Source organism: Vibrio sp. Vb1018, assembly GCF_033338775.1.
Classification (GTDB): domain Bacteria; phylum Pseudomonadota; class Gammaproteobacteria; order Enterobacterales; family Vibrionaceae; genus Vibrio; species Vibrio alginolyticus.
In genome coordinates, this window is the sequence record NZ_JAWOTI010000003.1 from 155724 (window position 1) to 174832 (window position 19109).

At 43.8% G+C, this 19109-nt stretch carries 22 protein-coding genes; 11 read left to right on the forward strand and 11 right to left on the reverse strand.

Annotation, left to right across the window (positions count from 1 at the left end; translation table 11 throughout):
* Nucleotides 1-8: 8 nt before the first annotated feature.
* Nucleotides 9-488 carry a peptide-methionine (S)-S-oxide reductase gene (locus tag R7Z10_RS05425; RefSeq protein WP_005388723.1) on the reverse strand — a complete coding sequence of 160 codons (480 nt, stop codon included), beginning with the start codon at nucleotides 486-488 and terminating at the stop codon, nucleotides 9-11.
* Nucleotides 489-705: 217 nt separating this feature from the next.
* On the opposite strand from R7Z10_RS05425, the gene R7Z10_RS05430 reads away from it, so the two are divergent.
* Nucleotides 706-1446, forward strand: coding sequence for a DNA-binding transcriptional regulator YciT (locus R7Z10_RS05430; RefSeq protein ID WP_017635127.1), 741 nt, complete (start codon nucleotides 706-708; stop codon nucleotides 1444-1446).
* Here the strand turns inward: R7Z10_RS05430 and R7Z10_RS05435 are convergent, their stop codons facing one another.
* From R7Z10_RS05435 to R7Z10_RS05450, 4 genes are all read right to left on the reverse strand, one after another.
* Nucleotides 1447-2340, reverse strand: coding sequence for a DMT family transporter (locus tag R7Z10_RS05435; protein WP_213905989.1), 894 nt, complete (start codon nucleotides 2338-2340; stop codon nucleotides 1447-1449).
* Nucleotides 2341-2494: 154 nt separating this feature from the next.
* On the reverse strand, nucleotides 2495-2851 hold the full coding sequence (locus tag R7Z10_RS05440) for a VOC family protein (RefSeq protein WP_171344253.1): 357 nt from the start codon (nucleotides 2849-2851) through the stop codon (nucleotides 2495-2497).
* Between the two features lie 29 nt (nucleotides 2852-2880).
* Nucleotides 2881-3534 carry an isochorismatase family protein gene (locus R7Z10_RS05445; RefSeq protein WP_213905988.1) on the reverse strand — a complete coding sequence of 218 codons (654 nt, stop codon included), beginning with the start codon at nucleotides 3532-3534 and terminating at the stop codon, nucleotides 2881-2883.
* Nucleotides 3535-3566: 32 nt separating this feature from the next.
* Nucleotides 3567-4292, reverse strand: a complete 726-nt coding sequence (locus R7Z10_RS05450) for an NUDIX domain-containing protein (RefSeq protein WP_005373953.1) — start codon at nucleotides 4290-4292, stop codon at nucleotides 3567-3569.
* Between the two features lie 298 nt (nucleotides 4293-4590).
* On the opposite strand from R7Z10_RS05450, the gene pncB reads away from it, so the two are divergent.
* The 4 genes from pncB to R7Z10_RS05470 all read left to right on the forward strand — a co-directional run bounded on the left by pncB (nucleotide 4591) and on the right by R7Z10_RS05470 (nucleotide 8264).
* Nucleotides 4591-5901 (forward strand): nicotinate phosphoribosyltransferase, encoded by a 1311-nt coding sequence (gene pncB, locus R7Z10_RS05455; protein WP_025998656.1) that lies wholly within the window; start codon nucleotides 4591-4593, stop codon nucleotides 5899-5901.
* A 320-nt stretch (nucleotides 5902-6221) separates the two neighbouring features.
* The gene (locus R7Z10_RS05460) at nucleotides 6222-6581 is read left to right on the forward strand and encodes a hypothetical protein (RefSeq protein ID WP_005373947.1); all 360 of its coding nucleotides are present in this window, start codon (nucleotides 6222-6224) and stop codon (nucleotides 6579-6581) included.
* A 214-nt stretch (nucleotides 6582-6795) separates the two neighbouring features.
* Complete coding sequence (locus tag R7Z10_RS05465) at nucleotides 6796-7314, forward strand: glycine zipper 2TM domain-containing protein (protein WP_005373945.1); 519 nt, start codon at nucleotides 6796-6798, stop codon at nucleotides 7312-7314.
* A gap of 170 nt (nucleotides 7315-7484) precedes the next feature.
* Entirely contained in the window at nucleotides 7485-8264 is a 780-nt protein-coding gene (locus R7Z10_RS05470) for a methyltransferase domain-containing protein (RefSeq protein WP_213905987.1), read from the forward strand.
* Between the two features lie 63 nt (nucleotides 8265-8327).
* On the opposite strand, the gene R7Z10_RS05475 is transcribed toward R7Z10_RS05470, so the two are convergent.
* Nucleotides 8328-9209 (reverse strand): DMT family transporter, encoded by an 882-nt coding sequence (locus tag R7Z10_RS05475; protein WP_005373940.1) that lies wholly within the window; start codon nucleotides 9207-9209, stop codon nucleotides 8328-8330.
* A 93-nt stretch (nucleotides 9210-9302) separates the two neighbouring features.
* Between R7Z10_RS05475 and R7Z10_RS05480 the strand changes: the two genes are divergently transcribed.
* The 3 genes from R7Z10_RS05480 (at nucleotide 9303) to R7Z10_RS05490 (ending at nucleotide 12810) form a co-directional block, all read left to right on the forward strand.
* The gene (locus R7Z10_RS05480) at nucleotides 9303-10187 is read left to right on the forward strand and encodes a LysR family transcriptional regulator (protein ID WP_005387224.1); all 885 of its coding nucleotides are present in this window, start codon (nucleotides 9303-9305) and stop codon (nucleotides 10185-10187) included.
* A gap of 180 nt (nucleotides 10188-10367) precedes the next feature.
* Nucleotides 10368-10982 carry an outer membrane beta-barrel protein gene (locus R7Z10_RS05485; RefSeq protein WP_005373936.1) on the forward strand — a complete coding sequence of 205 codons (615 nt, stop codon included), beginning with the start codon at nucleotides 10368-10370 and terminating at the stop codon, nucleotides 10980-10982.
* Between the two features lie 160 nt (nucleotides 10983-11142).
* Nucleotides 11143-12810 (forward strand): ABC transporter substrate-binding protein, encoded by a 1668-nt coding sequence (locus R7Z10_RS05490; RefSeq protein ID WP_213905986.1) that lies wholly within the window; start codon nucleotides 11143-11145, stop codon nucleotides 12808-12810.
* Between the two features lie 75 nt (nucleotides 12811-12885).
* Here R7Z10_RS05490 and ompV read toward each other — a convergent pair whose 3' ends face one another.
* The 4 genes from ompV to R7Z10_RS05510 form a co-directional block, all read right to left on the reverse strand.
* Nucleotides 12886-13662: an outer membrane protein OmpV gene (gene ompV, locus R7Z10_RS05495; RefSeq protein WP_017635134.1), complete on the reverse strand. Its 777-nt coding sequence runs from the start codon at nucleotides 13660-13662 to the stop codon at nucleotides 12886-12888.
* A 222-nt stretch (nucleotides 13663-13884) separates the two neighbouring features.
* Complete coding sequence (locus R7Z10_RS05500; protein ID WP_005373930.1) at nucleotides 13885-14418, reverse strand: copper resistance protein NlpE; 534 nt, start codon at nucleotides 14416-14418, stop codon at nucleotides 13885-13887.
* A gap of 261 nt (nucleotides 14419-14679) precedes the next feature.
* Entirely contained in the window at nucleotides 14680-15909 is a 1230-nt protein-coding gene (locus R7Z10_RS05505) for a glycine betaine/L-proline ABC transporter ATP-binding protein (protein WP_318104248.1), read from the reverse strand.
* Nucleotides 15902-16801 carry a proline/glycine betaine ABC transporter permease gene (locus R7Z10_RS05510; RefSeq protein ID WP_318104251.1) on the reverse strand — a complete coding sequence of 300 codons (900 nt, stop codon included), beginning with the start codon at nucleotides 16799-16801 and terminating at the stop codon, nucleotides 15902-15904. The genes R7Z10_RS05505 and R7Z10_RS05510 overlap by 8 nt, the downstream gene beginning before the upstream one ends.
* Nucleotides 16802-17301: 500 nt before the next feature.
* On the opposite strand from R7Z10_RS05510, the gene R7Z10_RS05515 reads away from it, so the two are divergent.
* The 3 genes from R7Z10_RS05515 to nqrM are packed head-to-tail and all read left to right on the forward strand — an operon-like array spanning nucleotide 17302 to nucleotide 18306.
* Entirely contained in the window at nucleotides 17302-17592 is a 291-nt protein-coding gene (locus tag R7Z10_RS05515; RefSeq protein WP_005373924.1) for a DUF134 domain-containing protein, read from the forward strand.
* The gene (locus R7Z10_RS05520) at nucleotides 17589-18095 is read left to right on the forward strand and encodes a NifB/NifX family molybdenum-iron cluster-binding protein (RefSeq protein WP_005373923.1); all 507 of its coding nucleotides are present in this window, start codon (nucleotides 17589-17591) and stop codon (nucleotides 18093-18095) included. The genes R7Z10_RS05515 and R7Z10_RS05520 overlap by 4 nt, the downstream gene beginning before the upstream one ends.
* Before the next feature lies 1 nt (nucleotide 18096).
* The gene (gene nqrM / locus R7Z10_RS05525; protein WP_005373922.1) at nucleotides 18097-18306 is read left to right on the forward strand and encodes a (Na+)-NQR maturation NqrM; all 210 of its coding nucleotides are present in this window, start codon (nucleotides 18097-18099) and stop codon (nucleotides 18304-18306) included.
* On the opposite strand, the gene R7Z10_RS05530 is transcribed toward nqrM, so the two are convergent.
* Nucleotides 18284-19096, reverse strand: a complete 813-nt coding sequence (locus tag R7Z10_RS05530; RefSeq protein ID WP_085569197.1) for an aminoglycoside phosphotransferase family protein — start codon at nucleotides 19094-19096, stop codon at nucleotides 18284-18286. The two genes, nqrM and R7Z10_RS05530, sit on opposite strands and share 23 nt — an antisense overlap.
* Nucleotides 19097-19109: the final 13 nt, after the last annotated feature.

Here is a 19109-nt window from a genome sequence, read left to right on the forward strand (position 1 = left end):
CCGAATGGTTACGAGTTATCCCTGTATTTATGTAGTAAATCTAATGGGATGTGGCAGTAATCATTCGGAAAGTTTGTGAGTCTGTCTTGGTGCTCATCATCACTTGGCACATAATTTGTGAGTGGCAGTACTTCTACGGCGATCTTGTCGGCGTCCGGTCGTGCTGCGATAAACGCTTTCGCGATGGTGAGATGCTGTTCGTTTTGGCTATAAACACCAGTACGGTACTTCTCACCTACGTCTTCACCTTGCTTGTTAACGCTGTAAGGGTCGATTATCTCAAACAAATACCCCATTAAAGTTTCAACCGAAACTTGCTCAGCATCGAACTGGGTTTTCACGCACTCTGCGTAGCCATCGTATTCGGATTGAGTGTTATCCGTTGTGCCATTTGCTCGCCCGGCTTCTGTGTTGATTACGCCCGGAAGGTGGCGCATAAATTCTTGCACGCCCCAAAGGCAGCCGCCTGCGAAGTAAATTTCTTCCATTACTTTTATCCTAGTCTCTATCGTTGTTGGGATGTAGGGAGTTAACCCCTCTTCTTCCATCCCATTTTCGTTGCCCTATTATCTGTTGATGGGAGCGATATTCGCAAGGTACAGCTTGGCTAATCAGACCACGCGTTTTTTCCTTTTTACTTTCAAGTTCTTTTCTTATGAAACATCAGGTGAGTATACTGTAAGCTCATCAATAAGGAGCGAACCTGTGAACCCAAGACAAAATGAAATCCTGCAATTAGTGAACGACCGTAAACGCGTTCAAGTCACAGAGCTTTCTGACATCATTGGCGTGTCGGGTGTGACCATCAGACAGGATTTGAACTTTCTGGAGCAACAGGGCTACCTAAAGCGCGTTCACGGCGCAGCTACCGCGTTGCAAAGTGATGACATTGATGCCCGCCTAGAAGTACGTTTCGATATTAAACAATCGCTCGCAAACCAAGCTGCGGATTTGGTCGCACCGAATGAGACAGTGCTGATTGAAGGAGGCAGTGCCAATGCGTTGTTGGCTCGGACATTGGCTGAGCGCGGCGATGTGACCATCATTACGCCATCGGCGTATATCGCCCATCTCATCCGTAACACTTCTGCCAACATTATCTTGCTTGGTGGCGTGTATCAGCACCAAGGCGAGAGCTTGGTCGGACCGCTGACTAAGTTGTGTATTGAGAACATTCATTTCAGCACGGCCTTCTTGGGTATTGACGGCTTCCATCAAGACACTGGCTTTACTAGCCGCGACATGATGCGCGCTGAGATCGCAGAAACCATCATTGCGAAAAAAAGGCGCAATATTGTTCTAACGGATTCTAGTAAATTTGGGCAAATTTATCCCTCATCAATTGGTAAGACTGACGAAATATCAGTGCTGCTGACTGACAAAGCCGCTCCGAAAAGCGACCTTGAACAAATCAAAAAGCGAGGTGTGGAAGTTATATTAGGCTGATTAAGCCACGCTTCGTTTTCGCTTCGCGAGCATTGCTGTTGGGGAGAAACCGGTGACTAGCATAGTGCCGCTAAGCACTAGAATTGTTCCTATGATGGTGTTAGAGCCGACGGGCTCATCTAGCACCAAGTAGCCCCATAAGATACCAAAAACAGGAACAAGAAAAGTGACAGTCAGTGCTGACGCTGGGCCGATATCAGAAACTAAGCGGAAATAGAGCAAATAAGCGAACCCTGTGCATACAACGCCGAGCGTGACAACAGAGCTCCATTCGAAATGACTTGGTTCTGCACGCATTGGTAAGAATGGTAGCAGCGGCAGTACCCAAATAACCGCCGCCCACATGCTGCCGTGAGCATTATCAAAAGCAGGTACTTGTGGCGCATTTTTAGTGTAGTTGGTAGCAATGCCATAGCTGAAAGAAGCCATCAAACTGGCGGCAATAGGGAGCATGGCTTCTTCACCTATGGTTGAAGTATCTAAGCCGACCAAGACTGCAACGCCTCCAATGCCTATTAGCATACCGAGAACAGATTTCGCTGTGAGTGGGCTGCGGTACCAAACAAAGCCAACTAGTGCTCCCCATATTGGGGCGGTTGAGTTCAATATTGCTAAAGTTGATGCATTCAGTGTCTGGGCTGCGTACGCAAAGAGTAAAAATGGAACTGCGCTATTGAATAAGCCAATAATAAAGAAGTGTTTAGTATGCGCAGTTAACGTGAGTCTCTTCTTCAAATATACGGCGATCAATAACAAAGCGACGGCGGCAAATGTAACTCGAAATTCGATTAAGTAAGCCGGCCCGAATGTGTTGGCGGCGACTCGCATAAACAGAAACGAGCCACCCCAAATAGCAGCGAGGCAGAGTAAGCGAAAAAAACTGACGGCAGTCATTTGACATCCTTGGTCGAGGTCTAGCGCCTCATCGATTAATTGTTGCGCTAACAGTGAATTAAACCAAGGATGAGGTCAACCAGAAATGTAATACCAGTTCCGGATCTGGCTAGCTTGGGCTCACGTTGATGGTGTGTTGTTGATGTGTGATGACTTAATGGCTCTCTGACCATACTGCGAATTCATTTCCACTCGGTTCAGTGAAGTGGAATCGACAGCCGCCGGGGAATTCGAAAATAGGGCGGATAATTTTTCCACCATACTGCTCTACTTTTGTCTGAGTGGCCTGAATGTCTGAGCTATAAAATACTAAAAGTGCGCCACCATTTGCGGTTTGGTTTATAAACTCAGATTTGAAAAATCCGCCATCCAACCCTTGTCCTGAAAATGCAGAATATTCTGGACCATAATCGGTAAAGCTCCAGTCAAAAGCACGCTCAAAAAATTGTTTGGTCGCACTGACATTAGTGGAACCAAATTCAACGTAATTCAATTTTTCATGTTGATGCATGGTGAAATCCTTCTCGGTTACTATCGTTTCTAGGCGAACTTTTCTACGATGATGTCGTCCGCTTTTTCGACAAATAATGCGCCATTATCTCTGAGCTCTGTCAGCACATTCTCTACATTATCAGGCAGCACCGCACGAGTTGAAGCAAGATTAACTACCACATTGTAGCCAAGTTCCAGCGCTTGCATGACGGATTTTTTCACGCAAAAGTCTAAGGCAAGGCCACCGATAACTAAGGTATCAATCCCGTTGAACTTTAGAAATTCATGCGCGCCTGTCGTTTTGGTGTCGGCAATATCATGGAAAAAAATACCGTAAGGGTGCGCATCAGGATCCATGCCTTTATTAACTTGAAAATCGTAGTCCAACACGGGTGGTAAGCCATCTAGCAGCTCAGAACCTGTTGTGCCAAGCACACAGTGACGGTTCCACTTTATATCCACATTCGGTAAACCAACGGGCTCAAGCATATTGGATGGCGATTCTGCATCCCACTTTGCTTTTGGTGGGTGTAAGTCACGACTGACCAGTTTTAATCGGCCTTTGGCATGATTGTTCAAAAGCTCCGGTACGATGTCCAACGCACCTGCAACGGGCAGTTCATTTGGACATAACTCACTAAAGCCTTTCTCTGGATCAACGTCGATCACTGCTGTAGTTTGATAGTTTACTCGAACAGTCATGGCAGACTCCTTGTCTGTCTGATTGTCTGCGTTTATCCACGCAAACAGTTTTGAAAAAAGGTTACTTCGTCGCTAGTCAGCGTATATACCATTGCGGGTTTTCCACCTTTGCCTTTGTTGGTTGAAGCGACTTTATTAGTGGGTTTTAGTACGCCTGAATCTATCAAGCGGCGCTTAATCGTCATTCGGCTGATATCAATACCAAACTCTTGATAAGCAGAAATGATGTCCGCAACCAAAAACTCTTTGTCTAATGCAAACAAAAGAACCGATGTGTATTCAATGGATGCACGAAGCTTTTGCCACGCTTTTTCAATGGTTTTTTGATGATCAAATGCGAGGGTTTCTTCTCCATTGAGAATAGCCTGTAGCGAAAACCATTTAAGTTGGCATTCCGGTACACCTGCATTATTTATTTGCTCTACATTGTTACGATCAACTAAGGCGTAGTGCGTAATGTTTAAGCTCCAGTCTTCTGGATCGCGCTTTGGATCACCGTCGATAAACGCTTCGCTAAAATGGCGAGGGTAGGTATGGATTTTCTCACGGCAAATTCGGCGACGCGCCGCTTCAAAGTTTTCATCGGCCGGGCGTCCGCCTTCACTGGTTAAGTCTTTATCAAAGACAAATCCGCCCGGTAGTGCCCAGACTCCATGGTATGGCCGATTTGGATTTGAACGTTTAATCAACAACACTTCCAATCCCTTATCGGCACAGCCAGATAGCCTGAATGGAATAATGTCGACAGATACGATCATGGTTGGGTCCTAATATTGATTTGTAAGTAATCTAGCGCATAACAAGTGGTCAATCAATGGGTAAGTAACGAGTTGTTAGAAACGTTTTTGGTAGTGTTCGTAATACGGTTTGAGCATAAATTTACGGATGACTCTGACTTATTCACAATGCTTGCTCGAATTCTAGACAAAAAAACCTTATAAAAATGAGTGGTTAGTAACAAAAGTTGACAAACTATAGATGGGTGTTTATTGTTTACGCAAATTAGTTAGTAACAAAAAGTTATATACCCAGGAAGGGCATGTAGAAGGGCACCTAATGACCACCAAACTATTTTCTTCCCGCATCATTCAAAGTGCTTTGGATTTCGATGTCTACAAAGTCAATATGATGAGCGCTGTAACAGCGCTTTACCCTGATGCGATGGTGTCATATAAGTTTATCGTGCGCAGTGAGGAAGACCTCTCTGAGCTTTTGCCCGAGGTAAAAGCCGAAGTCCTTAAACTGCAAGATATTCAATTTACGCAAGAAGAAATTGAATATATTAAGCGTGTCGCGCCTTACCTGAATCCTGACTTTGTTGATGCACTGCGCCATTTCCGTTTCAACCCACAAAGCGATGTCTCTTTCCATAACAAAGCCATGGCTGATGGCTCAAGCCAGTTAAGAATTACCATTAACGGTTTGTGGCGAGACACCATCTTGTACGAAACGATCATCATGAGCATCGTGTCTGAAGTTCGTAGCCGTCAGCGTTGGTCAGATATCCCTGTTGCGCAATTTACCACTGTTTTAGAAGAGAAAGTTCGACACCTAAAGTCGGAACTAAAACGTCGTAACATTACTAACTTTAAATTTTCTGACATGTCGACGCGTCGACGTTTTTCCTTTCAAGCTCAGCGCACTATGCTGGAATATTTGTGCCAGGAAGTGCCGGAATGTTTGACAGGAACAAGCAACTATCACTTAGCAAAAGAGCTAAACTTGACGCCTATCGGCACGGTTGCTCATGAATGGTTTATGGGACACCAAGCTCTGGTGAATGTGCGAGATTCGCAAAAAGTGGCGTTGCAACGTTGGCAAAAAATGTTTAATGGTGCACTAGGTATTGCGTTAACCGATACGATTGGTATCGATGCTTTTCTTAAAGACTTTGATGAAGAACTAAGTAACGCGTACTTCGGTGTACGTCACGATAGTGGTTGCCCTTATAGCTGGGGTGAAAAAATGATTGCACACTACCAGTCGCTGAATATAGACCCATTAACAAAAACACTGGTGTTTACCGACGGACTTAACTTCGAACAAGCGTTAGATATTTGCGAGTATTTCCAAGGACGTATTCAGGTGAGTTTTGGTATCGGTACTTTTCTTGCCAATGATATGGGTGATTATGTCAATAAAGATGGTGACGCCTACCAGCCACTTTCTATCGTGATAAAAATGGTCACGTGCAATGGTTCACCGGTCGCCAAAATCAGTGACGAACCTGAGAAAGCCATGTGTGAAGATATCTTCTTTTTGATGAATCTCAAGCGCCGCTTTGAACAACCTCTTGATTTAAATGAGTGTCGTAAAATGATTGATCGTTTAGAAACTGAAGGTCAAAATTATCTCATCGACGTGTAGGCGTTATCCTCTCTCCTTGATAAGCACCCTCTATCGTTACGACAAATTTATATAGGTAAACGTGGAGGGTGATTTCGTTATAGTAATATACAGAAGTAACCAGATACAGCGCAGGAAAGCACTCAAAAGTTGATGTGTTATCTGCCTTTGATTGGTGTAAATCGATACGTTACAGCATCGTGGACGGTGTATCTCATCCGACACTAAACTCAGTCTAATCACGTAGTTTATTCCCACGTACCATGAGCTCACTCGGGTATAGACGTCTATCTGCTTTTATGGCTTTGGGCTTCACGTAGTTGCTTGAATCAGGAGTCAAAATGAACCTAGTAGTACATTTGCAAAAGAAAGCGATCCGAAAATATGGCTATGAGATGGCTACTCGCCAAGCATGGAAGTGTGGTATCAAGGCAAATCTTGTAAAGCGCGTGATTGGCCTTTTTAAAGGACAAATTGTTTGTGTGGTTGAAGGTTGCCGAGCAGAGTTTTCTTCTCCTCTTAATAACCCCCTTCACGAAGATGACAAGCAGGGGCGATATGTGTTTGTTGGCGGTGTATGCTGGGAACCAAATAACATTATAGCGCCTGGTTTCCCTGATTTTATGTTTATGCACGTGCGTAATCTAAGCCACCGTCATAAGTATTTAACGGATGACGAACTATTTTTGAGCTTGGCTTAAAAATAAATCTCATAGACTAGTTCAGCCCAATCATAATCAGTAGTGATACAGTTTTAGCTCTGTTGACACGTTGCTGAGTGTTTCTTGACGTATCTTTTATAAAACAGTGTTTCTTTACTTGTTAATGACAGAGGGTTTGTTTTCGTCTGATGTGATTTCCCTTTTGCGATTTACCATAACGCTCATCAAAGCAAACCATACTGGGATGTAAATCATGAATATGAAATCTATCGCAATTGCAACGGCAGTTGTTGCTGTACTAGCAGGCTGTAAAGACAAAACGCCACCAGCTCCAACTCAAGCAAACATTACTTTGGTTGAAGCGGTGACTGAAACGGTGAAAAAGCCGCACCAAGTATGTAAAGACGTGGTAGTAACCGAGCAAGTTGCCCCTGCGGATGACAATAAAATTATTGGTACGGTTGGTGGCGCAGCAGCTGGAGCAGCGCTGGGCAACCAAATCGGTGGTGGCTCAGGTAAAGTGATTGCAACTGCAGCTGGTACGATTGCTGGTGCACTGACAGGTCGTAAGATCCAGGAAAATGTGCAAAAAGGTGATGTAGTAACAACGACGAAAAAACAGTGTCATACAGAATATACGACATCTGATAAAGTAGTGGGTTACGACGTCACTTACGAAGTTTCAGGTGCACCAACGACGGTTCGTTTGGCGAGCAAGCCAGCGACAAAAACGTTCCCAATTCAAGATGGTAACGTTGTTCTACCACAATAGTTAGCGACTTAACCGAAGCGATTAACAAGCCCTTTTATCTTTGAGATGAAAGGGCTTTTTCACATAAGCGGCGTTTTCATCTGTTTTCCCATTGGAATGTGCGGCCAGAAATACCCGTTAATTTCCGCGTTCGATACAATCACTTTTCTTAAAGTACGAACGGAAAAAACATGGAAGATTTTTACCTGACCGAGCACGGTTTGGCTGGTTATTTCGAAGCGCAATGGTTCGACAAGTTCATTGAGGCTCAACAGATTGAGATGATAACCAGTCGCTCAAAACAAGTCCCACTTTCTTTTTTGTCATCACCTCACTGCTCCCAAGTTGCTGATTTTATTGCGCAGGCGGTAATCGAAAGCAGCGTTCAGCCGTATTCCCTACTTGAGGTTGGGGCGGCGCTGGGAAGAAATTATTATGAGTTAGTGCAACGCTTACCTAACCTTAGAGAAGCGACGCTTGTGGAGCCTTCAAATAGGTTAATGGATGGCTTGAAGCAACTATTAATAGAAGAACAACGCGTCGAGCTTACTTACCTTCACGATGTGAACACCTTAAACACTTTAGAGGTAGAGAATAGAGATATCGTACAGAAATGTGCTCATGTTGATTTGACGCTAATTAACCAGCCTTTTGAGCTTGATACTCTCCAATCTCGCTTTGATTTAGTCGTATGTTTAAATGTGATTGATCAATGTGAGTCGCCACTTAGCGTGATCAATGCTCTAAAAAAAACCACCAAGGTGGGTGGGCTGATCGTTGTCTCTTGCACTTATCAGTGGAACGCGAAACACATCAAAAATAAAGAAGAGGCGGTTGATGATATCAAAGAATACTTTGCTGAAGGCTGGCGTCTAGTGTCGGAAGCCGATCATGAATATCGCATCCGGTTTAATGATCGCTTCGCAAGGCAGTTTTTATCTCACGTAGTCGCTTACGTAAAAACCGATTAGAGCCACATAAAAAAACCGAGCACTTACGGCTCGGTTTTTTAGTCTTTGGGTTAGAGCACAACTTTAAGTAACGTGCGCTTCTTGTTGCTCTTGCAACTTTTTCTTGCGACGTTCTCGTTTAGAAAGCCAAACCAGAGGCACAACAATCATAATGGTTCCTATTGCCATAAATATGTCTGGCACTTCTCCAAACCAAATCAATCCCACAAACACGGCACCAATTAAGCCACTGTATTCAGCGCTGGCAATTTTGTTGCTATCGATCGAGCGGTAAGCGATGACACATGTTGCTGCATAAATCATGATGAACAAACTTGAGCCAGCAGCAACAGGGAAAGCACTCCAGTCCCAAGGTTCTGCTTCGATCAGAACAAGCAAGAAGGCTACTGGAATACCTGCCAAGTTTGTCATCAATAACGTTTGCATCACAGACTGATTTTTTGGCAGTTTTCGAATGAGCAAGTTATTGATTGCTAAAGTAATTGCAACAACTAAAGCTGAAATGGCTGCCCAATCGATTTGGTCTGGACGAATGATGACCAATACACCGGCAAAGCCCATTATCGCTGCGGCGACCGATTGCTTAGACAACTGTTCTCCAAAAAAGATTGCTGCAAGCGGCAACATGATTAATGGCGCGGCGTAAAAGATCGCGTTCGCAGTTGCGAGCGGTAAAGATGAGATCGCCAAAACCATGAATATTGCACCAAGTAACCATACGTGAGCGCGAACAGCATGCCACTTAAACCCTTCAAGAAAAGGCGCATTTTTTGTTAGCAAGTAGACTGGCAGCAGGAAAAGCACCGCTGAAATTTGTCGGAAAAAGACAAATTGAAAAATAGGCACTTCATTTCCGACACTTTTAATTAAAGAGTCCGAAAGCACCGCAATGAGATTTCCAACAATTAATAGCAGCATCGCTGCTCCGACCGATGTAACTTTCACTTTTTCCTCTCCTCTTTCTTTGCCAAAGAGTAGGTGATGTCATAGGATGAAGTGAAGTGATATTTATTAGTTTAAGTATGAGATTTTTAGATAATGAAATTGCCACCACTCAGAGCGGTTCACTGTTTTGAATCTGTTGCCAGAAACTCTAGCTTTTCGCTTGCTGCTGAAGAACTCAATGTGACGCAAAGTGCCGTTAGCCACCAGATACGATTATTAGAAGATTACTTGGGTGAATCATTATTTATCCGCCAAGGCAGAAAGCTTTCTTTGTCCGATACGGGCACCCGCTATTTAGAGGATATTAGCCCAGCAATTAGCTCAATTGCGATGGCCAGCCAAAAGGTGCGAGAAGGGGACAAAGGCAGCATACGGTTGGCGATTTATAGCTCGCTTGCCGTAAAGTGGCTTATTCCGCGTTTGTCTGATTTTAAGCGCTTACATCCAGAAATCGATCTGACACTCAATATGGTCGTTGGTGATCCTGAACAGACAGACAGCGTTGGCGATTGTTTTATCACGGTAGAAAAGCCAAAGCGAAACTACATGTCGGTAAAGTTATACGCGGAGACGCTGTATCCGGTCTGCAGCCATAAAATTTGGAAAGAGTTGCAAGATCAACCGATTCCAGAAGCGCTTTGGCGATACCCTATTTTGTCGACAGACTCAATTTATCGTGAGAGAGGAAAAGACTGGGCTGAGTGGTGCAGAGCGGGCGGTTACACCTTGCCGAAAGATGTCGATGTTCAACATTTTAGTCATATGTTGTTGGCAATAGAGGCGGCGCGTTATGACCAAGGTATCGCATTTGCGAATGATTTTATGCTCAATGAAAGAGATAAAGCGCACGATTTGGTGTATATCCCTTCTCATGGATTGGAAACCGGAGACAGCTTTTATTTTATTCATAAAAAGAGTCGAGCCAAGCAAGCGGAAATCATCAAACTCACTAACTGGTTGAAGCAGCAATGCTTGTGAAATGACTAAATTGTCAAAATTAAGAAAGAAAGTGGCAAAGTTGTGTCTAAATATTTCATGTTTTATTGAGTTTTTATTCATTAACATCCACTTGGTTTTGAAACCAAGTGAAATGGATAGCATGGCATGCTTAAGGATGGGCAAAACACAACCTCAATAATTAACAGGCAGTGAAATACAATGTTTAAAAAAACATGGCTAATGACAGCCCTTCTAGCAACATGTTCTGTTGCAAACGCAGCTCCTTACGTTGGTGCATCTGTAGGTCAAGCATCGTTTGGTGATGTTAATGGCTCTATCAATGGTGGTGGTACTAACGCTAGCACTAAACTTAAACTTGAAGATGACTCAAGCCTTTCAGGCAAAGTATTCGGTGGTTACAAATTCAACGAATACATTTCTCTAGAAGCAGCCATTGGTGGCTACGATGCTTTAGACGGCAAAGTTGTTACTGTTGGTGATATGAAGTATCTATCGATTCAGCCAAAAGCGACTCTACCGATTGGCGATCGTTTCAACCTTTTTGCTAAAGCTGGTCTTTCTTACTTCAATGCTGAATTCAAAATTAGCAACTCTGTGATTGACGGTAGCGCAGGCCATACCACCATTTCTGACAGCACTGTAACAGGCATGTACGGTTTAGGTGCAGAGTTCGCTATTACTGAAAACTTTGCTCTACAAGTTGAATGGGAATACATGATGCCTGAGCTAGACATTGCGAAATTTGGCAATGAAAAAGTAACGGTTGATGCAGACATCAATGTATTCTCTGTAGGTATGAGCTACCGTTTCTAAGAATACTTATTCAAGTTACCTCTTGGCTTAGTAAACGTTTTTGACTTCTGTTGGTCGAGCTGAGTCCAAGCTTTGAATTTGTTTAGATATAGCACAGGAAGTTTAGTTGCTAAGCGTCCTGTGCTATTTTTTTGCTTTGGAATAACTCTTAGGAATCTTTGTGAACGATGTCAATCTTAGGTATCTGGATCTACTGTTAAAGCACTTTGAACCTCACCAGTATCACCTTGTTACGCTTTCTGAGCTAGAAGCGGTGATTTGCACGTCGAGGCGCAATGTTTCTATTGTGATGAAAAAGCTTGCCACTTACGATTGGGTCGATTGGCAACCTGCGATTGGCCGAAGTAACGCTAGCCGTCTCAGTATTAATATTTCCCTCCAACAAGCGATGACCGAGTTTTTGGTTGAGGAGCTTGGCAGAGGAAGAATGAACTCAATAACGAAACTTATTGATTGGTTCGGTCAAACCGCGGTTAGAGCACTGACTATCGCTTCTGAAAAAGTGAATCGATTGAACGAATCAAATAACGCTATTTTGATTTCTTCTTACCCTTGGGTATCCAAAATCGACCCTGCGAATACTTACCGTCACACTGAATTACACGTCGCGAAAAGCGTTTATGACGTATTGCTGACCCAAAATTCCAATGGTGGTATCGAGCCATCGTTAGCACACGAATGGAAAATGGAAGGCAAGGTAATGACGTTATGGTTGCGGCCAGGCATATATCGCCATGATGGCGAGCCCCTTAATATACAGGATGTGGTTTGGAGTATAGAAAGACTCAGGGAGATAAAAGGACCAGTTCACGAGCTCTGGCAATGCATTGATAGCGTGGTTGCAGAAACATCTAACTGCTTAAAAATCATATTGAAGTATCCGAACAAGTTGTTTCCATACATGCTAGCAACTCCTCATGCGTCTATTCTGTGTCGAGATGTCGTCTCTTTCGGTTCTAGTTATTCCTACCACATAGGGACTGGGCCATTTAAAATCAGCGGCTGGAACCAGGAGAGTATGACTCTTGAAGCGCACAAAGAGTATTTTTCAGCACGCGCATTGTTAGATCAAATAACGCTGTCTCATGGTGATGTTAAAACCTTAAATATGTTGAGCTTTAACCAAAGCTCCGATCACGTTGAAGTGGAAAAAATTAGCGCATTTTCATATCTGACCTACCGCGAACGCGCGGAATCCCAACTCACAAAAGAGACTTGGTATCAACTCGCTGATTACATCCATGTGCAAAAGCGAATTTATGATGCGCCAAGTGCCGTTGACAGCATTCAGTTAGAGACTCATGAGCAAGATTTATCAATAACAGATGGTGGTGTGATACCTAAACTGAAAGGTAAAGTGGTATTAGCTGAACCTGTCTGGACGATTCCGAGTTTAATTCGTCATTCCGAATGGTTGCACAGTGTGATTCGTGCGACGGGATTGGAGTTGGAGATCGTCGTTATTGATGACATTAGTTTTCCTGAGGTAGTGTCTCACCAAGCAGATTTGCTCTTCATTGAGGAAGTCATGGAAGCACCATTTGAATATGGCATCTTCGAATGGCTGTCGATAGCAACTGGACTGCGTTTTAGTTTTGATCAAAGCCAGATGTTAAGCCACAGAGAAAAGGTTCGCAGGGCGATGGCTGATGATCACTCGCTGCAGTCTTTATTAAACCTAGAGAAAGCGCTGCGCGATCAGTACCTATATTTGCCTTTGTTTGTTGGCTACGAAGAAGTGACAAAAACACAGCAAGTGCGAGGTGTGCAGGTGAAGAATACAGGCTATAGCGACTTACATAGGTTATGGATTGCTCATTCACACTAACGTCTGTGTGCAAGATGATGCAAATGTCCAACGCATAAAGCCATCGAAATGATGGCTTTATAAGGGCGTGTCGGATTAGAAGTTGTACGACACACTTGCGCCAACAACCCATTGGTTTGCACTATCAACGATAGAAGAGTCGCTGATACCGCTGCCTAGGCGCGTGTATTGTGTCATTTGGCTTACTTGCCAGTTGTCGTTGATTGGCATAACAAGTTTGTAGCCCACACCATAGCTTACCGTTGAATCACCTTTGTATGCTTTGCGGTTTGCGTTTGCTTCGCGTTGTTTTACACCAAAGTAGTAATCTACGTAGTCTTCACTTTGATAAGTTAGGTTAGCAAAAGGAACAAAATCAACACTACCGAATTTCATTATGTGGAAGTAAGTCGCGCCCGCTAAGTAACCTTTGTAAGCACCGCTGATATCGTGCTGAAGGTATGTAGAAATGACGTTGTTTTGATCCAGTGTAAAGTCTGCGTTTAAACCTAGATCGACGGCGAAACGGCGTTTATCTGTGCCTTTCAGGCTTTTCGCTGTATCACCGTCGCGCATTACACCGCTACCTACAAGGTAGGCACTCATGTTGATTAACTCATTGGTGTTACCGAAGAAGCGGTAGTTAATGCCACTTAGGTCGGCATTAAAGTCGTCACCATGGTAACCACCGTTGAGAATTGGTGCTGTATTATGCTTTTGATCTTTGAAAAGATCGCTGCCTTGAGCCACACCAGCTTCTACGTTCCAACCGCCTTCGTTGTTGTAGATGTTACCGTTACGAATGTAAGTATCGCCAGCGAAAGCTGAGCCAGCAGCTGTCAGAGTAAGTAGTGCAATTAATGTTTTTTTCATCATTTTTCCGAGTTGTTCTGTTTTGTTTTGAACACTGTACAAAATGACGTTGTAAGCATCTATCGGCAAAGCGTATGGAAATGTAATGAACAATCAGGGTAAGAAGCAGAATGTTGCTTCAGAATAGAAAGGTTGCTGGAATAGCTTTCGTTAAAACAGCGAAAAAATCCGAGCTGGGGTGGCTCGGATTTTGGGTATTTATCAGGTATTGATACTAGCTTCTTACTGTTTCGTTAAGTTGTATAGTGGTGCTAGGTCACCCGTTACTTTTTCGCCATTCATGTCTAGCTTCATAAGTACGTTTTCACCAACAAAGTATTGGTTTGGTGCATCTTCATTTGTCAACGTTACGATGCTGCCATTTGCGTCCCAAGTGAATTGACCTTCAGATTTTGATTGACCGTCTTCTTTGTCTTGGTAGCTTTCTTCAAGTACGTAAGTGCCATCTTGATTTAGTGTGATGGTCATATCGATACCAGCACAATCCGCGCAAGGTAGTGTTCCTTTGTAGGTGCCGTTCCAGTCCAGAGCACTTTGTGCGTTGTGTTCAGAGTCTACAAATGTCTCTTCAGTAATTACCTGTTCTTCTTCTACTGGTAACGTGTCAATTGTCTCAGTCGTAACGTCTGCACTGGTGGTGACTTCAGTTTCCGTTGCCTGAGGTACTTCAACTGCGCTTGTTTCGGCAGGTTTCTCATCTTGACAGCCTGCAAGAATGATTACCGCGCCTGTTAGTGCCAACATTGTCTTTTTCATTTTATCCCTCTTTAAATCAAGATTTTGTATGAGAGTAATAGTAGACATTTATCGAGGATTTGCGTCATCAAAAAGCAATAGAATGATCTAACTATGTCAATAAAACCGGATATGAGCATGAAATTGTCAGGAAAATCAGAACAATGTAAATGTTGCTTTGGGTATCAAGCTTGAGCCCACAGATAAATATCTAAAAAGGGGAGTGGGAGTGAGTTAATTGATAACAGCCCACATTGTTGTGAGCTGTATTATCAACATCATCTAAGAAACGTTATTGAAGCTTGAGTGTGAAGTGCCTCGTTTTGTGCTTCGTTGATCAGAAAACAGCTCCGCAATAACCTGACGATTTAATTCGCCTTTCAAATGGCCGTGCTCATCGATGACGGGCAGTGAATGTTCACACGACATGACTTCAGTCAGCACTTGCTCAATGGCTAAATGTGGAGAGATGATAGGCACCTCTTCATAGATATCATCACGCCAATCTGATAGGTGAGTTAACTTCGCTGCGTTTAGCAATCCTTGCTGTGTTATCACGCCTTGATAGCCTGCATTGGTCTCATGGTAGGCATAATCACGTTTAACACGTTTCATTTCACTCAGCGCATCTTCAATGGTTTCAGCGCGAACACAGTACGAAGGTGGCTGCATCAGCGTTTCGACCGTCAGTGCTCGCGCTCTATTGACGTCTTTTACAAAGGCTTCAACGTACTCATCGGCAGGATGCAGTAAAATTTCGTCTGGTGAACCTTGTTGGACAAGTTCACCGTCTTTAAGAATCGCGATGCGATCGCCAAGTCGAAGCGCTTCATCTAAATCATGAGTAATGAAAATAATGGTTTTGTGCAGCTTCTGTTGCAGCTCTACCAACTGATCTTGCATTTCGCTCCGAATCAGAGGGTCCAATGCTGAGAAAGCCTCGTCCATCAACAGTATTTCGGCGTCGGTAGCCAGTGCCCGTGCAAGGCCCACACGCTGTTGCTGTCCACCCGATAGTTGAGCAGGATACTGGTGCTCATAACCCGTCAGTCCAACGGTTTCTAACCATTCATTTGCTTTTTCTAAGCGCTCCTCTTTACTCATTCCCTGAACTTCCAAACCATATGCGATGTTGTCGATAACAGTGCGATGAGGCAGCAAGCCAAAGCGTTGGAACACCATAGACATCTTGTGACGGCGAAACTGTTCAAGTTCTTTGTTAGAAAGTTGCATGACATCCACCCCTTCTACCAAGATCTGCCCCATGGTTGGATCGATTAATCTATTGAAGTGGCGAATCATGGTGGATTTTCCAGAACCGGATAATCCCATAATGACAAAAATTTCACCCTTTTGAATTTGCAGGTTGATGTCTTTTAGTCCGACCGTGTGGCCCGTTTCCGCTAAAACCTGCTCTTTACTATGTCCCAACTTAACGCGCTCAATCACGCTATTGGGTTTGGGGCCGAAGATTTTATAAAGACCGCTGATTTCGATAAGTGGACTAGTCATTTTTTGAATCTCCTAAATGAGCTTGAGTGCGTTTCGCATACGCTTGTGAAGCACGATCAAAAAGGATTGCTAGGGCGACAATTGCTAAACCATTGAGAAGACCAAGAGTGAAATATTGATTGGTAATAGACTTTAGAACAGGCTGACCTAAACCTTTTACCCCAATCATTGATGCGATGACCACCATTGACAGTGCCATCATGATCGTTTGGTTAATTCCCGCCATGATGGTTGGCATTGCAAGCGGAAGCTGAACTCCAAAAAGCCGTTGCCGAGTGCTGGCACCAAATGCGGTTGCGGCTTCCAATACTTCTTTATCAACTAGACGAATGCCCAAATTGGTTAAACGAATAACCGGTGGAATCGCGTAGATCACTACTGCGATAAGGCCAGGAATTTTCCCGATGCCCAATAACATCACAACTGGAATGAGATACACAAATGCCGGCATGGTTTGCATGACGTCGAGTAATGGTGTTACCACCGACTGAATGCGATTAGAGCGCGCCATAGCGATGCCGATAGGGATACCAAGTGCGATGGCAAGCATGGTACATACAGTGATGATACTGAGCGTGCGCATAGTGTCTTCCCACATTCCAAAATAGCCAATCAGAATCAGCGAACCAAAACATGCAGCGGCCAGTTTCCAAGAGCGGCTGGCGGCATAAACGAGAGTGGTGCAGACACCTAAAATAATGAACCAAGGTGTAGAAATCAGAAGTTTTTCAAACCAGACAAGAAACGTAAGGAGCGGATCAAACAGAGACTCAATGAGTTCACCATACTCGCGAGAGAAATCTCTGTAGGCGCCGTCGAGTGTTTTGCGAATCGCCCTGAGATCAGAGGCATCCATTTCCGGGAATTCGCTGAGCCAATTTGAGTCAGACATATGTACTTCCTTTTTCTGATATACCTAAGCGCTCTCAAGAAACTTAATTTGGCAAGAAGAGTAGGGCACCTAGGCCAAGTAATGGTCGTTCGACAGGTTCTGTATCGAAAGTATTACCCTTTAAGCTCAGGCCAATGTCGTCAAACTTCTCTTTTTCGTTTCTTAGGTATACATCCTTTTAAATAAAACAATCATTAGTGTTCAAACTAATGATTTGCTTGGATTATAGTTTTTCTTCTTCAATAAAATGAACACATTAGCGTGTATTTGTATGAAAAATCTGCGCAAACTAACGTTTTTATTATCCGGTTAATTAGAATTGATCTTTTTGTTCGTTTGTCATCAAAATTCCTAAATTATTAGATGTCTAATTAATGCTGATGTATTACGTATTTGTCGTGTTGATTTTTGCAAACTTAGTTTATTGGCATATGCTAAAAATGTTATTGGCATATGCCAGTTTAAGGCGTAATTTGACTCTGTGTTTTTGAGGGACAATGATGGCAAGACCAAAGATAGAAAGACGAATATGCGGACGTGCGGCTCACCATTGCTTTAAGCCCAATGGCATTCCATTTAATCAGTTGGAGCAAGTCGCCATATTACCAGAAGAGTTAGAAGCGCTACGTTTAGCCGACTTAGAGGGGCTTAGCCAGCAGCAAGCTGCGGAGCAGATGGGCGTTTCTAGACAAACTTTTGGTAACACAGTAAAAAGTGCAAGATTGAAAGTCGCAAAAAGTTTAGTTGAAGGTCATGCATTAGTTTTTCCGAATGAGGAGTCAAACTTATGATTTATGCTATTCCTAATGATGGTGAGCGGGTGGCAAACCACTTTGTAAAAGCACCATACATTGCTATTTATTCTGATACTGACGGTATGCTAAAAAACTTAGCGAACATTGCTTCTATGCCACAAGCGGGTTGTAATGCGAAGTCTCAGTTGATTCAGTCTCTACAAGGGTACAATGTGGATGCTGTTCTTGTGCGAAATATTGGTGAACGTGTATTGGCAAAGCTACTTAGCAGTGGCACGCCAGTATTTAGGCTGTCTACTCGTAGTTCATTGGAAGATGTGCTTGCGGTTCCAAGAGAGCCTTTGATTGAGCCCTCTCAAGGACGCCCATCAAACAATCATAAGAAAAGTGTTCACAAACAAAAAGGCGGCTGCGGCTCCTGTGGTTGTGGTGGCCAAAAATCAAAAACCTCCTTGTTGGCAAGACCTAAAGCGCTACTCAAAGCAACATCTAGCCCTGCTATACTTAAGCTAGAGTCGATGGCTAATAAGGCAGGCTAATATGGTTTGGTTATTTACCTTTCTTGGTTTTCTCGCAATCATTTTGTTGATGTCACTTGGCGTCATTTTTCATAACAAGCGTATTCAAGGAAGTTGCGGCGGTTTAAACAACGTCGGTGTTGATAAAGTATGCAACTGCGAAACCTCATGCGCAGAACCTGAAAGGCGTTTATATCAAATCTCAGAGCCTAACTCATCACCTGAGCACTAAGGCTTTTGGCCCATTGCGGCAAGGTTTGCCGAAACCAGTCCAAATATTTGCTGGTCTGCGGATTCTCTCTGGAGACCAGTATGTTGACTACCTCGACAACGATCCACGCTTTTGCTAGTCCGATATCGCGCGCCAATTCTGTTGTTTCACCTCTCTCTGCGCACTTTATATATTTGTCTGCTACGTTCAAGTAATCATCAAATGTGCCCATGCCCTCGATGAGCGGCGCTAAATCTATCGCGACATGCCCTGTAGAAAAGCGCTCCCAGTCGAACAGCACCAGCTCGCCATTTTCGCGCTGTCCCCAGTTTCCTGCATTGGTGTCTCCGGAGATCAAGTTCCGCCTATCAAAAAGGTGCGCCGATCGTTGTTGTAGCTGGTGGAAGAACTGTTCTGTCTCTGAGCCCAGCTTAAGTGTAGTGAGTGCTTGTTGAGTCGCTTGTGGTGTCCACTGGTGGCGGTGATAAACACCATCTGATGTTGGTGGAAGTTGGTGCAGTTTGACGAGTTGTTCAATGACTCGATCATCTTCAAGTAAGAATGCTTGCTCGACTGCGTGGGGAACGTATTCAATGTGCAGAACGTTTTTCTGGTCGTCGAATTGAATCAAGCGCGGTACGTGTATTCCAAGCGCGTTAAACTGTTCGGCATAGCGTTGATAAAACGCGACTTCTATTTGAGTAGGGTTACGTTTTTCTATTACTTGGACGCCATCTTTTTCGATGAGAAAAACTTTGGCACTGCCCATTTGGTTGAGTTCTTGCTGCGACACCGGACTTCCTGTCTTCATGTAGAGAGAGCTC

Excerpts from the sequence above, each read along its gene's own strand:
- R7Z10_RS05530 (WP_085569197.1), bottom strand. The coding sequence starts at position 19,096 with ATGAAGACAGGAAGTCCGGTGTCGCAGCAAGAACTCAACCAAATGGGC.
- R7Z10_RS05520 (WP_005373923.1), top strand. The coding sequence starts at position 17,589 with ATGATTTATGCTATTCCTAATGATGGTGAGCGGGTGGCAAACCACTTT.
- R7Z10_RS05470 (WP_213905987.1), top strand. The coding sequence starts at position 7,485 with ATGGAAGATTTTTACCTGACCGAGCACGGTTTGGCTGGTTATTTCGAA.
- pncB (WP_025998656.1), top strand. The coding sequence starts at position 4,591 with ATGACCACCAAACTATTTTCTTCCCGCATCATTCAAAGTGCTTTGGAT.
- R7Z10_RS05505 (WP_318104248.1), bottom strand. The coding sequence starts at position 15,909 with ATGACTAGTCCACTTATCGAAATCAGCGGTCTTTATAAAATCTTCGGC.
- R7Z10_RS05425 (WP_005388723.1), bottom strand. The coding sequence starts at position 488 with ATGGAAGAAATTTACTTCGCAGGCGGCTGCCTTTGGGGCGTGCAAGAA.
- R7Z10_RS05465 (WP_005373945.1), top strand. The coding sequence starts at position 6,796 with ATGAATATGAAATCTATCGCAATTGCAACGGCAGTTGTTGCTGTACTA.
- R7Z10_RS05500 (WP_005373930.1), bottom strand. The coding sequence starts at position 14,418 with ATGAAAAAGACAATGTTGGCACTAACAGGCGCGGTAATCATTCTTGCA.
- ompV (WP_017635134.1), bottom strand. The coding sequence starts at position 13,662 with ATGAAAAAAACATTAATTGCACTACTTACTCTGACAGCTGCTGGCTCA.
- R7Z10_RS05480 (WP_005387224.1), top strand. The coding sequence starts at position 9,303 with ATGAAATTGCCACCACTCAGAGCGGTTCACTGTTTTGAATCTGTTGCC.
- nqrM (WP_005373922.1), top strand. The coding sequence starts at position 18,097 with ATGGTTTGGTTATTTACCTTTCTTGGTTTTCTCGCAATCATTTTGTTG.
- R7Z10_RS05460 (WP_005373947.1), top strand. The coding sequence starts at position 6,222 with ATGAACCTAGTAGTACATTTGCAAAAGAAAGCGATCCGAAAATATGGC.
- R7Z10_RS05485 (WP_005373936.1), top strand. The coding sequence starts at position 10,368 with ATGTTTAAAAAAACATGGCTAATGACAGCCCTTCTAGCAACATGTTCT.
- R7Z10_RS05440 (WP_171344253.1), bottom strand. The coding sequence starts at position 2,851 with ATGCATCAACATGAAAAATTGAATTACGTTGAATTTGGTTCCACTAAT.
- R7Z10_RS05510 (WP_318104251.1), bottom strand. The coding sequence starts at position 16,801 with ATGTCTGACTCAAATTGGCTCAGCGAATTCCCGGAAATGGATGCCTCT.
- R7Z10_RS05515 (WP_005373924.1), top strand. The coding sequence starts at position 17,302 with ATGGCAAGACCAAAGATAGAAAGACGAATATGCGGACGTGCGGCTCAC.
- R7Z10_RS05450 (WP_005373953.1), bottom strand. The coding sequence starts at position 4,292 with ATGATCGTATCTGTCGACATTATTCCATTCAGGCTATCTGGCTGTGCC.
- R7Z10_RS05445 (WP_213905988.1), bottom strand. The coding sequence starts at position 3,534 with ATGACTGTTCGAGTAAACTATCAAACTACAGCAGTGATCGACGTTGAT.
- R7Z10_RS05435 (WP_213905989.1), bottom strand. The coding sequence starts at position 2,340 with ATGACTGCCGTCAGTTTTTTTCGCTTACTCTGCCTCGCTGCTATTTGG.